The organism is Bacteroidota bacterium (assembly GCA_037133915.1).
Lineage (GTDB): Bacteria > Bacteroidota > Bacteroidia > Bacteroidales > CAIWKO01 > JBAXND01.
Genome location: JBAXND010000001.1, coordinates 46,560 through 62,599, shown reverse-complemented (window position 1 = coordinate 62,599; position 16,040 = coordinate 46,560). Strand labels below are relative to the sequence as shown.

10 protein-coding genes are annotated in these 16,040 nt (G+C 42.3%); 4 read left to right on the top strand and 6 right to left on the bottom strand.

The features are described 5' to 3' along the window. Positions 1–19 precede the first annotated feature (19 nt). The 5 genes from gldL to topA form a co-directional block, all read right to left on the bottom strand. Positions 20–982, bottom strand: a complete 963-nt coding sequence (gldL, locus tag WCM76_00205) for a gliding motility protein GldL (protein ID MEI6764025.1) — start codon at positions 980–982, stop codon at positions 20–22. A 127-nt stretch (positions 983–1,109) separates the two neighbouring features. Next, positions 1,110–2,513, bottom strand: a complete 1,404-nt coding sequence (locus WCM76_00200; protein MEI6764024.1) for an SUMF1/EgtB/PvdO family nonheme iron enzyme — start codon at positions 2,511–2,513, stop codon at positions 1,110–1,112. A gap of 73 nt (positions 2,514–2,586) precedes the next feature. Then, complete coding sequence (locus WCM76_00195; GenBank protein MEI6764023.1) at positions 2,587–3,567, bottom strand: type IX secretion system membrane protein PorP/SprF; 981 nt, start codon at positions 3,565–3,567, stop codon at positions 2,587–2,589. A 311-nt stretch (positions 3,568–3,878) separates the two neighbouring features. Further along, a complete protein-coding gene (locus WCM76_00190) occupies positions 3,879–5,060 on the bottom strand; it encodes a formimidoylglutamase (GenBank protein MEI6764022.1) in 1,182 nt (393 codons plus the stop codon). Between the two features lie 12 nt (positions 5,061–5,072). After that, a complete protein-coding gene (gene topA, locus WCM76_00185) occupies positions 5,073–7,406 on the bottom strand; it encodes a type I DNA topoisomerase (GenBank protein ID MEI6764021.1) in 2,334 nt (777 codons plus the stop codon). Positions 7,407–7,629: 223 nt separating this feature from the next. On the opposite strand from topA, the gene miaB reads away from it, so the two are divergent. The 4 genes from miaB to priA all read left to right on the top strand — a co-directional run bounded on the left by miaB (position 7,630) and on the right by priA (position 13,556). Next, the gene (gene miaB, locus WCM76_00180) at positions 7,630–8,958 is read left to right on the top strand and encodes a tRNA (N6-isopentenyl adenosine(37)-C2)-methylthiotransferase MiaB (GenBank protein MEI6764020.1); all 1,329 of its coding nucleotides are present in this window, start codon (positions 7,630–7,632) and stop codon (positions 8,956–8,958) included. A 51-nt stretch (positions 8,959–9,009) separates the two neighbouring features. After that, the gene (locus WCM76_00175; protein ID MEI6764019.1) at positions 9,010–9,909 is read left to right on the top strand and encodes a phosphatase PAP2 family protein; all 900 of its coding nucleotides are present in this window, start codon (positions 9,010–9,012) and stop codon (positions 9,907–9,909) included. Positions 9,910–10,045: 136 nt separating this feature from the next. Continuing rightward, the gene (gene pfkA / locus WCM76_00170) at positions 10,046–11,029 is read left to right on the top strand and encodes a 6-phosphofructokinase (protein ID MEI6764018.1); all 984 of its coding nucleotides are present in this window, start codon (positions 10,046–10,048) and stop codon (positions 11,027–11,029) included. A 34-nt stretch (positions 11,030–11,063) separates the two neighbouring features. Next, positions 11,064–13,556 (top strand): primosomal protein N', encoded by a 2,493-nt coding sequence (gene priA / locus WCM76_00165; GenBank protein MEI6764017.1) that lies wholly within the window; start codon positions 11,064–11,066, stop codon positions 13,554–13,556. A 277-nt stretch (positions 13,557–13,833) separates the two neighbouring features. Here priA and WCM76_00160 read toward each other — a convergent pair whose 3' ends face one another. Continuing rightward, on the bottom strand, positions 13,834–16,032 hold the full coding sequence (locus WCM76_00160; GenBank protein MEI6764016.1) for a tetratricopeptide repeat protein: 2,199 nt from the start codon (positions 16,030–16,032) through the stop codon (positions 13,834–13,836). Positions 16,033–16,040 lie beyond the last annotated feature (8 nt).

Below are 16,040 nucleotides of genomic sequence, written 5' to 3'. Positions count from 1 at the left end.
ATTGTTAGTAATTGAACTATTAATTTGTTTTGACGTTCATTGCTGCCAGCATATTACCATATACCTGATTCAGGGCTGCAATGTTCTTTGCCAAAACGGCTACCTGGTCTTTGTATTTGGCGGTGCTCTCAACGGAATCGTTCAGGTTACCAAGGAATTTGTCCATGCTCTCCTGCATCTTGTTAGATTTGCTGAGCTGGTCGGAGGTTCCTTTGAGCTGCAATTCATAGATAGAATTGAGTTCTGAAAGGTTCTTCGAGATTCTCTGGATTTGTTCACCGTAACTTTTTCCGTCAACGCCTGAGAAGTTGATTGCTTCGGCTGATTTGGCAAGTGATTCTGCACTCTGTGCATATTTCTTGGCCATATCCTGTGCTGATGCGGTTGCACTTTTTACGCTCTTGATGTATTCGTCTGTTGCCGAGATATCATTGTTGATGCTTTCAGCAACTTTATTGTATGCGCCGGTGAGGTTCGATGCTGCGCCCGAAACTCCCTTTACGGATTTAGCAAACTCTTCTGTATTATTGATGTCCCGGTCAATAACACCTGCTAAGGTTTTAACTGAAGTTGAAGCCTGATTCATGTTGGTGATGTAACCGTCTGTTGCAACGGCAGCATCTGCAACTCCGCCAAGTCTATTAGCGTTTTCGCTGAGGTTTTTCATCCCCTCGCCAAGGCTTTGAATTAATGCAGGGCCAATTTTGGCTTCATCCAGCATTTTATCAAGTTCCTGGGTCAGTGACAATGATTTTTTTGAGCCTTTTTCCGGCTTGTCCAAATCTTCCATACCGGCTAACTCGGGGTAAACGAGTGACCAGTCATACTCAACGTGCATTGGTTCAAAAGCTGAAAAGAAGAAAATACACGCTTCTGTTCCAAGACCAATAATAAGAATCATGTTGGCACCGGGGTAGTGATTGATTTTAAACAATGCCCCGATAATAACAACTGCTGCTCCCCATCCATACAGCTTAGACATGAATTGTTTGTAACCCTTACTTCTAACAATATTGTACAGTCCCATAATTACTTGATTTTTTAATTTTAATAAATATTTGTTTTAGTTAATATTCAATTGAGTTGTTACATTAGTATTTCTAGTAATGCTATTTGTAAACATTGGATGATGATGCACCGTCGTCGATGTGACGACCAAGGTATGTCTGAACACACCTGAAGCCTACATAGCATTTCGCAGTATCCTGATATTCGTATGAGCGTGAACTTGTCTGCATATAGAATCCAATATCTTTCCATGAACCGCCTCTGATAACTTTACGTTTCAGTGCTTCGGGATCGGTTTTTTTGGCTTCATACATATAGGTCATATTCAGGTCATGGGCAAAGTTGTATGCCGATTCATCATAAGCATCTCCGCACCATTCTGCTACGTTTCCGCCCATATCATAAAGTCCAAAGTCATTGGGGGCATAGTGAGCTACAATTACCGTAGTGATACCACCGTCATCAATATAATTACCGCGTAATGGTTTGTAGTTTCCGAGGAAGCAACCATTACTGTTTCTGATGTACGGACCGCCCCAAGGATACGGGCTTTCGTCAAGACCACCGCGTGCTGCCCACTCCCATTCCGATTCGGTTGGCAGGCGGAAGTCATTTACTCTGAAGTCTCCATTACCTTCAAGATAATTATTCAGCATATCGCTTCTCCAAACGCAGAAGGCGCGTGCTTGTTTCCAGTTCACACCGACTACAGGATAATTATCATAAGCAGGATGTGTAAAATAAGATAATGTAAGAGGCTCATTAAATGAATATGTAAAATCATGCACCCAAGAAAGGGTATCGGGATATACATTAATTATTTCTCTTTTCAGGAAAACCGAACGATCCTTCACGCCTTGCGGGCGGTTAGACAAACTTCCCAAATCATGGTCGGCCTGATCCTGTGTTGCCTGAGCTTCTTGCGAAAAATCTTTACGGGCTGCAGCGCGGAAATCAATCCAGTCAAAAAGGAAATTAAGTTTACGGCTGTCTATTTCTTTTCTTCTGAAATAGCGTTCGTGCTCGGGCATAATCATTGGAGCAAGCGCTTCAAGATCTTCCTGGCTCATATCGTCCCAACGAAGGCGCGTATCCCATTTCAGTTTATGGGGGTCAAGCGGTTCCCCGTTCTCATCTTCTTCAATCCACCAGTCTTCCGGTGTAACTGTTCCGAGGAGTTCGCGTGCAATTGAGTCGCGCACATAATATACAAACTGACGGTACTCGTTGTTGGTTATTTCGGTTTCGTCCATGTAGAAAGCCTGAACGGTTACCGTTTTTTGCTGAGTGGTCAGTGCATAGGTTACATCCTGATCACTAGGACCCATCTGATAGCTTCCGGCCGGAATGAAAAGCATGCCGTAAGGAATCGGTTGATAGAATCCGTCGCGATCCTGCACGCCGATTAGTTCTCCGCTGCCTGAATTTCTGCAACTACATAGCAGAAATGCTATTGAAACCAGTACCAGTAGTTTTTTCATATGACTGAACGATAGTTGTCCCATAAAACATTTTTTTTTCGTTGTGTCTCAGTAAACGTAATTTTGTCTCTCCGGGTTACACAATTATTGTATTATCTTACAAGTAACGAGTATTGATATATTTGGTGATATGTGTAGGTATTTCAATTTTAAAGCAATAGCCAAGCATTACTTCGTGTGTGCCACTGCTGCGCCCGCTTTTGCCAAGTGCAGAAGTTGTAATATCGTATGAATAACCTATTCTGAGGTTCGCCAGTGCAGGGCTAAAATTTGGTGAATTGAACGGGAACGCACCCACAATAATAGAGACAGCATCCTGGTGTCTGTAGGTAAGGCCTGCCCAAATCATATTTTTCCATTTTGCCATTGCCGTAATGTCATACTGAGTTGAGGCAAAATCTGATTTGATAAGAATATACGGGCTGAGTTCCCAGTCGGGAGCATTCGGAATTACCCAGTGGTAGGCGCCCGTAATATAATAGTGCCTTTTCAGACTGGCTTTGGAATTGGGTATCTTCAAACTCATTTTGCTTTGAATAAGTTGTGTTGAAGATATGCCTGCGTATGCCTTTCCCGGAATGTTATAGAATGCACCAAATGCGATATCCGTAATCATGGTAGATTGTTTCCCCTGCCCTACTAAAAGAGGGTCTGAAATATCAATGGGTTTGAATTTTGAGAAGTCAATGGTTTTATTCAGAAAACCTACCTGCAAGCCAAGACCGAGTGTTCCCACCGCAATTGGAAGGTGGAACGAATAAGCGATTTTTACGCCGGTATTATTTTCGAAACCCAGTTTGTCTGAAATGATTGTTGCGCCAATGCCTCCATGGAGAAAGCGAATGGGTGCATCTCCTGAGAGGAGGTACGTAACAGGAGCGCCTTTGTTACCATCGGCATCCTTGAAACCAACCCACTGCTGCCTCATCAGTGAGGTAAAGCAGATTTGCTTGTTGATTCCCGCATACCCAGGATTGATCGCCATGTTGTTAAACATATTTTGTGTGAACTGTGCTTCCTGCTGAGCATATCCTGCAAAACCGGCTACCATAAACAATAGGGTAATAAGTCTTTTCATAAGTTTCCGTTTAATTAACCGCCCTAAATTTGGGTATAAAGTAACACATAATTTTTTATATTAACAAATCCGTGTTAATAAAAAAAATAGCAATACATTAAATAATAATCTACAAAAACCAGTCCCTCAATCACTTATAATTATATCGACCTGCGCTATATCTTTGTTATTTATACTGTGTAAAAATAAAAAAGTTTCGTCCCACGGAAAAAAGCAAAAGTCGTTCATCTATTTGATAACGCAATGAAAGCGCGTTAAATTATATATTTCACTAAAAATAAATACAAAGTACGTGAATTTTCTGATAATAATCACATTAATTTCTGATAAGCCTGCCACCATCTGTCAGGTACGTCTTCATTGCAGGCAGTCTTATAATCATTGTATGAACAGGGCATCAGATAATGACGTTCATATTTAGTCAAAAGCCGCGTAGGACAAGGTACTTCGACCCACCAGCGATCACTTTTCTTACTCTTATAAAACACAATTTCATCGTTCAATTCTTTGATTGCCACCCGGTATTTTACATACTCTTTTTTCTCCTTTATAGGGAAGTCGTGTTTGCGGTTATAAAAGCCGTCAATAAAGTGCCATATCAATTGAGCCGCCAGTGCCGATGTTTGGTGGTTGCGGTCAAACAGGGGATTTACTTCGTAAATTCCGAGCGAAGTCATTTTATCGCTCATGCCCGCGTAGCGCATGATGCGGCATAATTCCTCACCATAAAATCCGTTTGGTGAAGCATTGCCATTTCCCGGTGCATCCGATTGCCGCACACTGCTGATATCAACGCTTATCATGTCGGCGTTGCGCACCATGGGTTCAACTTCTTCTGTATCGGCCTGCACCATTCCTAACCGATATACGTCGAAATATAGATTCTTCATCAGCTCTATGGCTTCGAAATCCACCATGTAGGTTTGGTAACCGATATTGGTGTAATTAAAAAGAATGTTGGGCTGATGTGTGATGATGCGATTCAGGAAGGCCGCGGAATTAAAGGTTTCCTTGTTTTTCCCGATGTCGAAGGAATTGTCAACGCTCACGATATTGATAATCTTACCGATGCTTTCATAGGCAAGATAATTGGCAAAGGTTAAGTCCTGACTTCCGCCGATGATAATGGGAATGATGTTGGATTGCAGCAAAGCGACCACCACATCGCGCAAAGCGAAGAACGTATCTTCCACCGTAAAGCCCGGTTTGATATTTCCGAGATCGGCAATGCGCACATTGTAGTTTCCGTGAAACAAGCGATAGAAGTTTTGCCTGATTTGGTCGGGAGCTTCAGCACAGCCTTTATTATCCTGGGCCAGCCGGTCTTCTTTCACTCCAATCAGGGCGATGTCTATAGCGCCTTCGATGTCGGGAAAGGTGGTTCCCGTAGCATAAATGTGTGCAGCATTTCCCATCTTGCGCGGATTATCTCCGGCAAATGAATTCTGGAAGTCAGATAAATCAACAGCTTCGAAGTATATGGATATATCCATCGTTACGGATGCTTATGATTTTTTTGATTTAGTGGATTTCTTTACTTTCTCTTTAGGTTTAGCGGCGTCTTTTGCAATAGCCAGACATTCGGCCAATGTGAGCGCCTGCGGATCCATGCCTTTCGGAATTTTTACATTTTCGCCATCGGCCACGATATACGGACCCCAGCGACCATTCAGCACTTTCACGGTTTTGTCTTCTTCAAACTCGCGAATCACTTTATTTTTCTGCTTCAGAAGTTTTTCTTCTATAATAATTATGGCCTCTTCAAGCGTAATTGTAATAGGATTATCTGTTTTACGCAGGGAATAAAATGCCGAATTATATAAGGCATACGGACCAAATTTACCCACTGACACAACTACGTCTTTTTCGTTGTATGGGCCCAGATTACGCGGCAGACGGAATAATGAAAGTGCGTCTTCCAGCGAAATTGTTTCGATACTCTGATTTTTCAAAAGACCTGCAAAACGGGGTTTTAATTCGCCATCGGTTTCGCCAAGCTGCACCACAGGGCCAAAGCGACCTATTTTTACATACACGTTTTTCTGTGTGGCAGGATCAATTCCCAACAGACGTTCGCCGCTAACTTTGCGAGTAGTTTCTGTTGTTTCTGTAACCTGTTTGTGGAACGGCCAGTAGAATTCATCAATCATTTTATTCCACTTTTTACGACCGGCTGCTATTTCGTCAAATTCTTTTTCAACTGTTGCAGTAAACTGAAAATCGAGGATATTTCCAAAATGCTCGACCAGAAAATAATTCACCAGCGAGCCAATGTCGGTAGGGAACAACTTTGATTTCTCGTAGCCTGTTATCTCCGTTTTTTCGACAACCTCTACTACTCCATTTTTCAGGCTCAACAACACGTAATATCTGGAAGTGCCCTCTCTAGTTTCATTCACTACATAATTTCTTTTCTGAATTGTAGAGATGGTCGGGGCAAATGTTGATGGTCTTCCAATTCCCAGTTCTTCCAGCTTTTTTACAAGACTGGCTTCGGTATATCGTGGCGGATGTTGCGAAAAACGCTGTGTTGCGGTCATCTCAATCAAACCTAATTTTTCGCCGATGTTGATAGCCGGGAGCAGTCCTTCGGGGGTTTCGTCAACTTCGTCGTCGCTTGATTCCATATACACTTTCAGGAATCCGTCGAATTTTATAACTTCACCTTCAGCTACAAATTTTTCAGGAACATTAGGCGTACCAATGGTTATAAGGGTGCGTTCAAGTTGTGCGTCGCTCATCTGCGAAGCCAGAGTGCGTTTATAAATCAGTTCATAAAGTCTGCGCTGATCTGAATTTCCCTTTATTATCGGGGCATTCATATAGGTAGGACGAATAGCTTCGTGCGCTTCCTGCGCGCCTTTACTGCGGGTTACATAATTCCGTGTTTTAACATAGTTATCGCCGAAAGTCTTGGTAATCTCTTCCTTTGCCATAGCCAGCGCCATGTTCGAAAGGTTCACCGAGTCGGTTCTCATGTATGTTATCTTTCCTTCTTCGTAAAGCTGCTGCGCAATAAGCATCGTTTTTGCAACTGAAAAACCAAGTTTGCGGCTGGCTTCCTGCTGCAATGTAGATGTTGTAAATGGCGGTGCCGGCGATTTCTTTGACGGACGTACTTCGGTATTCTCAACTGCAAAGGCTGCATTTGCGCAACGTTTGAGCAAATCTTCGGCTTCTTCGCGGGTAGGTAATTTCTGCGAAAGACCGGCTTTCAGAATATGCTTTTCATTGCTGCCGGTAATTTCAAATTCGGCGGCAACGCGGTATGAATACGAAATTTTAAATTCTTTTATTTCATTCTCGCGCTCGACGATAAGGCGCACGGCAACAGACTGAACCCTTCCGGCAGAAAGCGATGGTTTTACTTTTTTCCATAACAAAGGCGAAAGCTCAAAACCCACCAAACGGTCGAGAACGCGGCGTGCCTGCTGAGCATCAACCAAAAAACGGTCGAGCATGCGGGGATGCTCAATAGCTTCGGTAATGGCTGTTTTTGTTATTTCATGAAACACAATTCTCTTGGTTTTGGCTTCATCCAGTTTCAGCGATTCCAACAGATGCCATGATATGGCTTCTCCTTCGCGGTCCTCGTCAGTTGCGAGCCATACAATCTCTGCCTCCTTGGCCATTTTCTTCAGCTCGGTAATAATCTTGGTCTTATCTGCCGGAACTTCGTATTTGGGATTAAATCCGTTTTCGATATCAATCCCGAGAGTTTTCTTGGAAAGGTCGCGGATGTGCCCGTAACAAGATGTTACAACAAAATCTTTACCAAGGAATTTTTCAATGGTTTTTGCTTTAGCCGGTGACTCAACAATGACCAGGTTCTTTGCCATGAGTGTTTATTTTGATGACTTTTTTTTGAAAAAAGAAGTGCAAAATAAAGCATTATTAAAATGATACGCTAATAATAATGTAAAAAATCATTTGGCGGGGAGCTTAGCGGCACATCATAATTTTTACCTAATTTTGCTGTCTGTAAAGAGTTTGACAACAGAATCAGCAGGAATTTTCTTCCTCAAAACGAATTTTAATAATTATTGCCTGAAGGAATACAATTTGGAAAATAAACGGAAACTATATATTGAAACTTACGGATGCCAGATGAATTTTTCTGACAGCGAAATTGTGGCATCCATTATGACAGAAAGTAATTTTGAAGCTGTGACCGAACCCGGTTTGGCCGATGTTATTTTTCTGAATACGTGTTCTATTCGTGAGCACGCAGAAGACCGCGTATTCAATCGCCTGCGCGAATTGCGTTCTTTTAAAAAGAAAAATAAAAACCTGATTGTCGGCGTGCTTGGTTGTATGGCAGAGCGCCTTAAAGAAGACCTGCTGACACGTGAAGAATGCGTTGACCTTATTGCAGGTCCCGATTCGTACCGCGAATTACCAAAACTTCTTGAGAACCTTGGAACTGGCATGAAAGCTGTGAATATCCTGCTTTCGGCCGAAGAAACTTATGCAGACATATCGCCGGTACGCATTGACTCCAACGGTGTTTCGGCTTTCATATCCATAATGCGTGGCTGTCAGAATTTTTGCTCATACTGCGTAGTGCCCTATACACGAGGCAAAGAGCGAAGCCGTAATCCTGAATCTATCATCAACGAAGCATTAAAACTTTTCAACGACGGCTATCGCGAAATTACGCTGCTCGGACAAAATGTGAATTCATACCGCTTTGAACTCGAAGGAGCCGTTGTTGATTTTCCGACATTGATGGATATGATGGCACGCATCAATCCGCTGCTGCGGATACGATTTGCAACATCGCATCCGAAAGATATTTCCGATAACCTGCTTCGGGTTATTGCTTCACATCCTAATATTTGCAGGGCGATTCATCTTCCGTTGCAATCGGGGAGCAATAAGGTATTGGGTCTGATGAACAGAAAATATACGGTTGAATATTTTCTTGAAAGAGCAAAAACCATCCGTGAAATGATACCGGGCTGCGCGCTCTCAACAGATATCATTGCCGGCTTTTGTTCCGAAACCGAGGATGACCATAGACAAACGCTGGAAGCCATGAAGAACGCGGAATTTGAATACGCGTTCATGTTTAAATATTCGGAACGTCCGGGGACATCGGCCGCAGGCCGCCTCGAAGATGATGTTCCCGAAACGCTTAAACTCAGCCGCCTCACGGAGATTATCGGACTTCAACAAATACTATCACACAACAGTAACAAAAACGATATCGGTAAAACATTTGAAGTTCTCGTTGAAGGGTTTTCGCGCAAATCGAAGCAAATGCTTTCGGGTCGTAACAGCCAGAACAAAGTGGTTGTATTCAAGTCAGAGCCAAGACCGGCCGGCAGTTATGTGAATGTTCGCATTACATCGTGTACACCGGCGACACTGATAGGCGAGGCAATTTAAATTTATATTAAACACACCATGTCTTTTTTGCAGAAAAATAACAACAGCCGGATGCGGTTCAACCCTGCAGAAGCGGCAACCATTGCCTACCTTACATTCACGTTCCTGTTCATTTGCTTTGCTTCGACTGTTCTGCAAGGCGTATGGTTTCATCTTCTGCTGCGCATTGGATTTGTAGCAGTTTTGCTGACACTTATTTACTTTTCAGCACGTTTCCCAAATCGCATCACAGCCTTCCTTCGCAGTTTTTATCCGCTCATTCTTCTTGGATATATTTACGGCGAAACGGACTTTATGAAAAATGTGATTTTTGCCAGCTTTGACCCCTATATTGTTTATGCCGAATCCTTCATATTCGGATTACAGCCAAGCCTGGTGTTTTCAACGTTATTCCCACAAAAATGGTTTTGTGAAATTCTCAACTTCGCATATTTCTCATTCTACATTCTCATTTTTATGACCTGTTTTTATGCGTATGTGAAGAATCCCGAAACGTTCAAAAAGACGATTTTTACTGTGATGTCCTGCTTTTTCATGTACTACACTTTTTTCATTTTTTTTCCAAGCGAAGGTCCGTATTACTATTTTGGTCTCACGCCCTCAGATATTCATGGTTCCTGGTTTTTCAGCGGTGCGGTGAAGCTGGCGCAGGATATCGGCGAAAAACCCACCGGCGCCTTCCCGAGCAGCCATGTTGGCATCTCTCTGATTTTATTAATTATTGGATGGAAACAAGGCAAAATGCTGTTTTACACAATGCTTCCGGTAGTCTTTTTTTTAATTCTTGCCACAGTATATATAAAAGCACATTATGCACTTGATGTAATCGGCGGTTTTATTACGGCGCCCATCTTCTTTGCGATAAGTAACGCTATTTATAAACGGGTATTCGCAAAACAAGAAACAGAAAAAACTGCAACCAAAGGTCAATTTGAAGATTTGAAAATTTGAAAATTGATGCATGTAAACTCCCCGAAGACAATATAAAATTTCATGCATTTTTAGTTCTTAGTTCTTCACTATTCACTCTTCTATATTATCTGTACTTTTGTTTTACAGAATCAACGTAGAAACAACCATCAAAAATATGAGCAATAAAATTAAGAAAATAGGTGTACTTACGTCAGGTGGTGATGCACCGGGTATGAATGCGGCCATAAGAGCGGTAGTGCGTACAGCCATCTATCACGGAATTGAAGTTACCGGCGTCTGCCGCGGATACGAAGGTTTGATTGACGCCGAATTTGTAAAGATGTATAATTATTCGGTGGGAAATATTCTTCAGCGAGGCGGCACTATTCTAAAAACCGCTCGCAGTGAACGTTTTCGCACTGACGAAGGATTGGAACTGGCTTACCAGAATATTAAAAAAGAAGGAATTGACGCTCTTGTCGCCATTGGCGGCGATGGAACATTCAGAGGGGCGAATGCGCTCGGAACAAAGTATGGCGTAGCCGTTGCCGGTGTTCCCGGAACCATAGATAACGATCTTTTCGGAAGTGATTTCACCATTGGTTACGATACTGCCATAAATACAGTTGTTGACGCAGTGGACAAATTACGCGATACGGCCGCTTCTCACAATCGATTATTTTTTGTTGAAGTAATGGGGCGCGATGCAGGATTTATTGCACTGCGCAGTGGTATTGCCTGTGGCGCCGAAGATATTCTTGTTCCCGAAACTCAAACCCATATCGAAGATCTGATTAAACGACTGGAATCAGGCAGGCGTGAGAATAAATCGTCGGGAATCATTATTGTTGCCGAAGGCGAAAATGAAGGCGGCGCATTTGAAGTTGCCGAAAAAGTTAAAGCGAAATTCAATTTTTACGAAACGCGTGTTGCTATTATTGGTCATATGCAGCGCGGCGGAACGCCCAGTTGTATGGATCGAGTACTGGCAAGCACACTCGGCTACGAAGCTGTGAAAGCCTTGTTGAACGGCCAAAGCGGTGTGATGGTCGGTCAGGTTAATAAAAAAGTTGTGCTTACTCCTTTTGAAAAAGCATGCAAACACCATCAGGAAATGGACCGCGAAATGCTGGAAATGGCGCATGTTTTATCAACCTAATCGTATTTGTATCTGAAAATTATTTGTGCATTTCATGGAACGCAAAACCCTTTTTGTTGATGTTGTACTTCCCCTGCCAATACCGGGACGTTACACCTACAGGGTTCCGTTTGAGTTGAATGATGAAATACAACAAGGCATGCGTGTTGTTGTGCAGTTTGGCAAGCAAAAAATTTATACTGCTCTTGTTTACCGCGTTCATGAAGAAGTGCCGGCATACGTTCCAAAATATATTCTCTCTGTACTGGATGCTGCTCCTGTAGTGAATGATTTTCAGTTTCGATTCTGGGACTGGATGGCTGATTATTACATGTGCCGTCCCGGCGAAGTAATGAATGCCGCTCTGCCGGCGGCGCTTAAGCTGGCAAGCGAAAGCCGTGTAGTTCTCGACAGCTCATACGGAGGTGAAATGGAGTTGCTCAATGAGCGTGAGTTGCTGGTGGTCGAAGCACTGGCAAACAGGAAAGCACTCAGTATCAGCGAAGTTTCTGATCTGCTCGATCAAAAAAAGGTGATTCCGGTAATAAAGACTATGATTGAAAAAGGCGTGATTTTACTGGAAGAAGAACTGATTGACCGCTTTAGACCAAAAACCGAAGTTTGTGTAAGATTAAGTGAAAAATATAAAGATGATGATGTATTGCGGCCGTTGTTTGACCTGCTGAATAAAAAAGCACAAAAGCAGCTGGAGATACTGATGACATTCATCAATATTGAGCGCAACGGCCCCGAGAAGAGCAAACACATCACGCGTCAGCAATTGCTCAAAGACAGTGAAACGTCGGCGGCACAACTGAGTGCATTAGTAAAAAAGGGTGTTTTCGAAACATATGAAGTAGTGTTCAGCCGCCTGTACAAAACAGACCGCACCGACGACCCTGCTTCGATTGTTCTTAATGAAGAACAGGAACAAGCTGTTGCCGATATCAACGGTTCGTTTGAGTTGGGTAAGGTTGCCCTGCTGCACGGTGTAACTTCAAGCGGAAAAACGGAGTGTTATATCCGCCTGATTGAAAAAACCATCAGTGAAGGAAAGCAGGTGCTGTTCCTGCTTCCGGAGATTGCGTTAACAACACAAATCATAAACCGGCTCCGGAAATATTTCGGAAATCGCGTAGGCATTTATCACTCAAAATACAATGACAGCGAGCGCGTGGAAGTGTGGAACAAAGTACTTGCTTTTGGCCGAAACGGCGGCGAAGGTTCATCGTATGATATTGTGCTTGGCGCACGCTCAGCCATTTTCCTGCCGTTTTCTAATCTGGGACTGGTGATTGTTGATGAAGAGCATGATACCTCATACAAGCAATACGACCCGGCACCGCGCTACAACGCACGTGATGCGGCAGTTTATCTGGCGTGGATTCATAAAGCAGGCGTGGTGCTTGGTTCAGCCACGCCATGTATTGAAAGTTATTATAACGCTAAAAGCGGAAAATACACCCTGGTAGAACTTCTGAAGCGTTACGGAAATGTCATGATGCCGGAAGTTCTTGTAGCAGATATAAAGGAAGAAACTAAAAAGAAATTAATGAAATCCATCTTCTCGAATTTTTTACTTGAGCAGATGGAGCAGGCGCTTGCCAATAAAGAGCAGATTATTCTTTTCCAGAACAGGCGAGGATTTTCATTGAGGCTTGAGTGCAAGGAATGCAGTTGGGTGCCTCAATGCGTGCACTGCGATGTTACACTGATTCATCACAAACAATCGGGAAACCTTCGATGTCATTATTGCGGATATACGGCACGTGTACCCGACAAATGCCCTGCCTGCGGCAATACGGCCATAATGATGAAGGGATTTGGCACTGAAAAAGTGGAAGAAGAACTCGCTGTTTTTCTTCCAAAGGCGCGTATAAAAAGAATGGATCTCGATACTACACGTACACGAAATGCTTACCAGAGGCTCATCAACGATTTTGAAGACCGCAAAACCGATATCCTGGTAGGCACCCAAATGGTTACGAAAGGACTCGATTTCGATAATGTCAGCCTGGTCGGTATTCTGAATGCCGACAATATGCTTACCTACCCTGATTTCAGGTCGTTTGAGCGGGCTTACCAGATGATGGCGCAGGTAAGCGGACGCGCTGGAAGAAAAGATAAACAGGGAAAAGTTATCATACAATCATACAATCCCTGGCATTCGGTTATCCGCTTTGTAATCGACAATGATTATGCCTCAATGTACGATACCCAAATTCTGGAACGAAGGAACTTCAAATATCCTCCGTTCTACCGGCTGTTAAGGATTACGTTAAAGCATAAAGACAGTGATTTACTGAACAGAGGAGCACGGATTTTTGCCGAAAGCCTTCGCCGTCGCTTTAATGAAGGAGTTCTCGGCCCCGAATATCCCCCGGTTTCGAGAATAAAAAATTACTATCTGAAAAATATACTGCTGAAATTCCGCAAAGATGTATCCGTTTCTCAACAAAAGAATCAGTTGTATGAGGAAATAAAAGTAATGGGAAATTCCACTGATTTTAAATCAATTCGTATCATACTCGACGTTGATCCTTTGTAATTCTTCAAATAAATTGGGCCTTTTCTTCATCCGTCGATGAATTTCTGCATTTAGTAGAAGTTTTTTTGCAAAAATCACCAAAAACCGACACTTTTCAACGATTAACAAACGGTTTCTTCCCACGGAATGCCTCTTTGCTTCTACGAATGCGGTTTGTAAACTCTAAATCCGCATTTTACCTTCGCATCTGACAAAGTTTTTCAGTCAAATTCCGTTCTTTATTCACTTTCCTAATTAATTGTTTTTTGACCCCGCGCCACTCGATGGTGCGGGGTTTTTAATTTCCGGATGGCAAGCAATACTGATTCACCAGCATTATTGCTTGCCCATTTCCCATATTTGCAGCAGCAACCCAATCGGCGCATGCTCCTTTTTTATCATTCAGCGAATATTTAGAAATTCCTCTATTACACATAGCCAGAGAATTCGCCGGATTCAGCTCTAAGGCTTTCGTAAAATCCTGAATAGAACCATTGAAATCTTTCAGCCCGGCTCTGGTGTTTGCACGGTTATTATAGGCTTCAACAAATTTCGGATTCAGGCGAATCGCATTATCAAAATCAGTCAGCGCATTTGTCAGGTCTCCCATCATTGCTTTTACGTAGCCTCTGTTATTAAAGGCATCTGCATTTTGCGGGAACAGTTTTATGGCTTTCGAATAATCATCGAGCGCTGCCTGAAAATTGCCCTGATCCCGTTTTAATGTACCTCGATGATTATACGGATCAGGAAATTCAGGGTATAAATCAATTGCTTTTGAAAGATCGGCAAGGGCGCCGGCGGTATCGCCCATTTCTTTTTTCAACAATCCCCGTTCACTCCATACAAGCGTAAAATCGGGCATTATACGAAGCGCCTCATTCATATCATCCAGAGCTCCGTTATAATCATGTAACTTTTTTTTTGCCATAGCCCTTTTAAAATAAGGATCGGGGAAGGTCTTCCACAAGGCAATGGCCTGGCTGTAATCGCCAATGGCACCAAAATAATTTTCTAATGCAAATTTTGTATTTCCTCTGTTATAATACGCAATTTCATAAAACGGATTGTTCGCAATGGCGCGATTGAAATATTCCATCGCCTTATTTGCTTTCCCTGTGTCTAGCAAAGCATTTCCCATATTATTAAGCGGTCGCGGCTTGTTTGGCGAGTGCTCCAGCACATTTGTCCATAATGAAAATTCATCCTTCCACACCTTGTTCCGCATTATTGTAAGAACAACATAAACGCCTGCCAGCGTAAGCAGTGCAACTGAGACCATTCGAACAAACTTTTCTTTTAAAAAATAAAACGGCAATGACGAAATAATTACGAAAAAGCCTATTGACGGCATATAGAGACGATGTTCAAAAATCACATTCGGTATCGGAATAAAACTCGATTCAATAGAAATAGTGATAAAAAACCAAAAAATACCAAAGGAAATAAGACTGAATTTTTTTCCGGCTAATATTCCAGCAACGAATATCACACACAGAAAAAGAAAACTTAACGCGGTTTTCAATTCAAAAAATGAAGCAGATATAGGGTAATCATAATCCAGATTTTGATGAATGGGAAGCACCAGCAGTCTGAGATAGGTTGTGATAACTCTGAATTGCGTCAACAAATACGTACCTGCCGTGAGGCTGTACGTGTGCCCTTGCTCGGGTTTGATCGGGTTGAAAACCGAAAAAGAAAAATTCAAAAAAATGAAAACGATTATGATTAAAAACAAGGCTGCAAACACCCATATTTTAGCGTCTTTGAAATTAATCCGAATCGATTTTGCCCGAATAAAAAACAATTCAACAAGTAAAATTGAAAGCGGAAGCGTAAATGAATTTTCTTTTGTAAGAATAGCTAAAACAGCAGAAACTGCAGCTACACCATAAAATACAAACATTTGTTTCTTGGAAGATTCCGTTATTCGTGCCTTTAGATAAAAACAGATTGTGAACAAATAAAACATCGTAACCAGCGAGGCAAGCCGCTGCACAATGTAAGTAACGGCTTGCGTTTCTATCGGGTGAGAAATAAATAACAATGCCGCTGCAAGAGCAATTATTTTTTTGTGCTTAGCAATCGGTTGAGTAAGCATGGCAGGCGATGAAAATATGAGAAGCAGCATCCACCAAACCAGCAATGCGTTCGAAATGTGAATAATAAGATTTACCAAATGGTATCCCCAAACATCGAGCTGATTAAAATGATAATTCAATACAAACGTAAATGTTCCAAAGGGGCGGCTGGGCACATAATTCCACCATGAATTGATATCTGAAAGGCGTCGTATCGCACCATTCTCAACAATATTGAACACATCATCGAAATGAAAACCGCAATTAAAACTGTTCCGGTATGCAATAATTCCTGTAAGAACAATAAGAATAAAAGACAAAATTCTGTAATACCTGTTTTTGCGATTCTGCGTGTATGCAGCCCCAACCGTGAGATTCGGCGGTTTTCTCTTTACGTTTTTTTTGTTTTTTGACATGATGTATT

Bases quoted from the DNA above. Each gene is read 5' to 3' on its own strand.
- gldL (MEI6764025.1), bottom strand. From the start codon at position 982: ATGTCTAAGCTGTATGGATGGGGAGCAGCAGTTGTTATTATCGGGGCA.
- WCM76_00200 (MEI6764024.1), bottom strand. From the start codon at position 2,513: ATGGGACAACTATCGTTCAGTCATATGAAAAAACTACTGGTACTGGTT.
- WCM76_00195 (MEI6764023.1), bottom strand. From the start codon at position 3,567: ATGAAAAGACTTATTACCCTATTGTTTATGGTAGCCGGTTTTGCAGGA.
- WCM76_00190 (MEI6764022.1), bottom strand. From the start codon at position 5,060: ATGGATATATCCATATACTTCGAAGCTGTTGATTTATCTGACTTCCAG.
- topA (MEI6764021.1), bottom strand. From the start codon at position 7,406: ATGGCAAAGAACCTGGTCATTGTTGAGTCACCGGCTAAAGCAAAAACC.
- WCM76_00175 (MEI6764019.1), top strand. From the start codon at position 9,010: ATGCGGTTCAACCCTGCAGAAGCGGCAACCATTGCCTACCTTACATTC.
- pfkA (MEI6764018.1), top strand. From the start codon at position 10,046: ATGAGCAATAAAATTAAGAAAATAGGTGTACTTACGTCAGGTGGTGAT.
- priA (MEI6764017.1), top strand. From the start codon at position 11,064: ATGGAACGCAAAACCCTTTTTGTTGATGTTGTACTTCCCCTGCCAATA.
- WCM76_00160 (MEI6764016.1), bottom strand. From the start codon at position 16,032: ATGTCAAAAAACAAAAAAAACGTAAAGAGAAAACCGCCGAATCTCACG.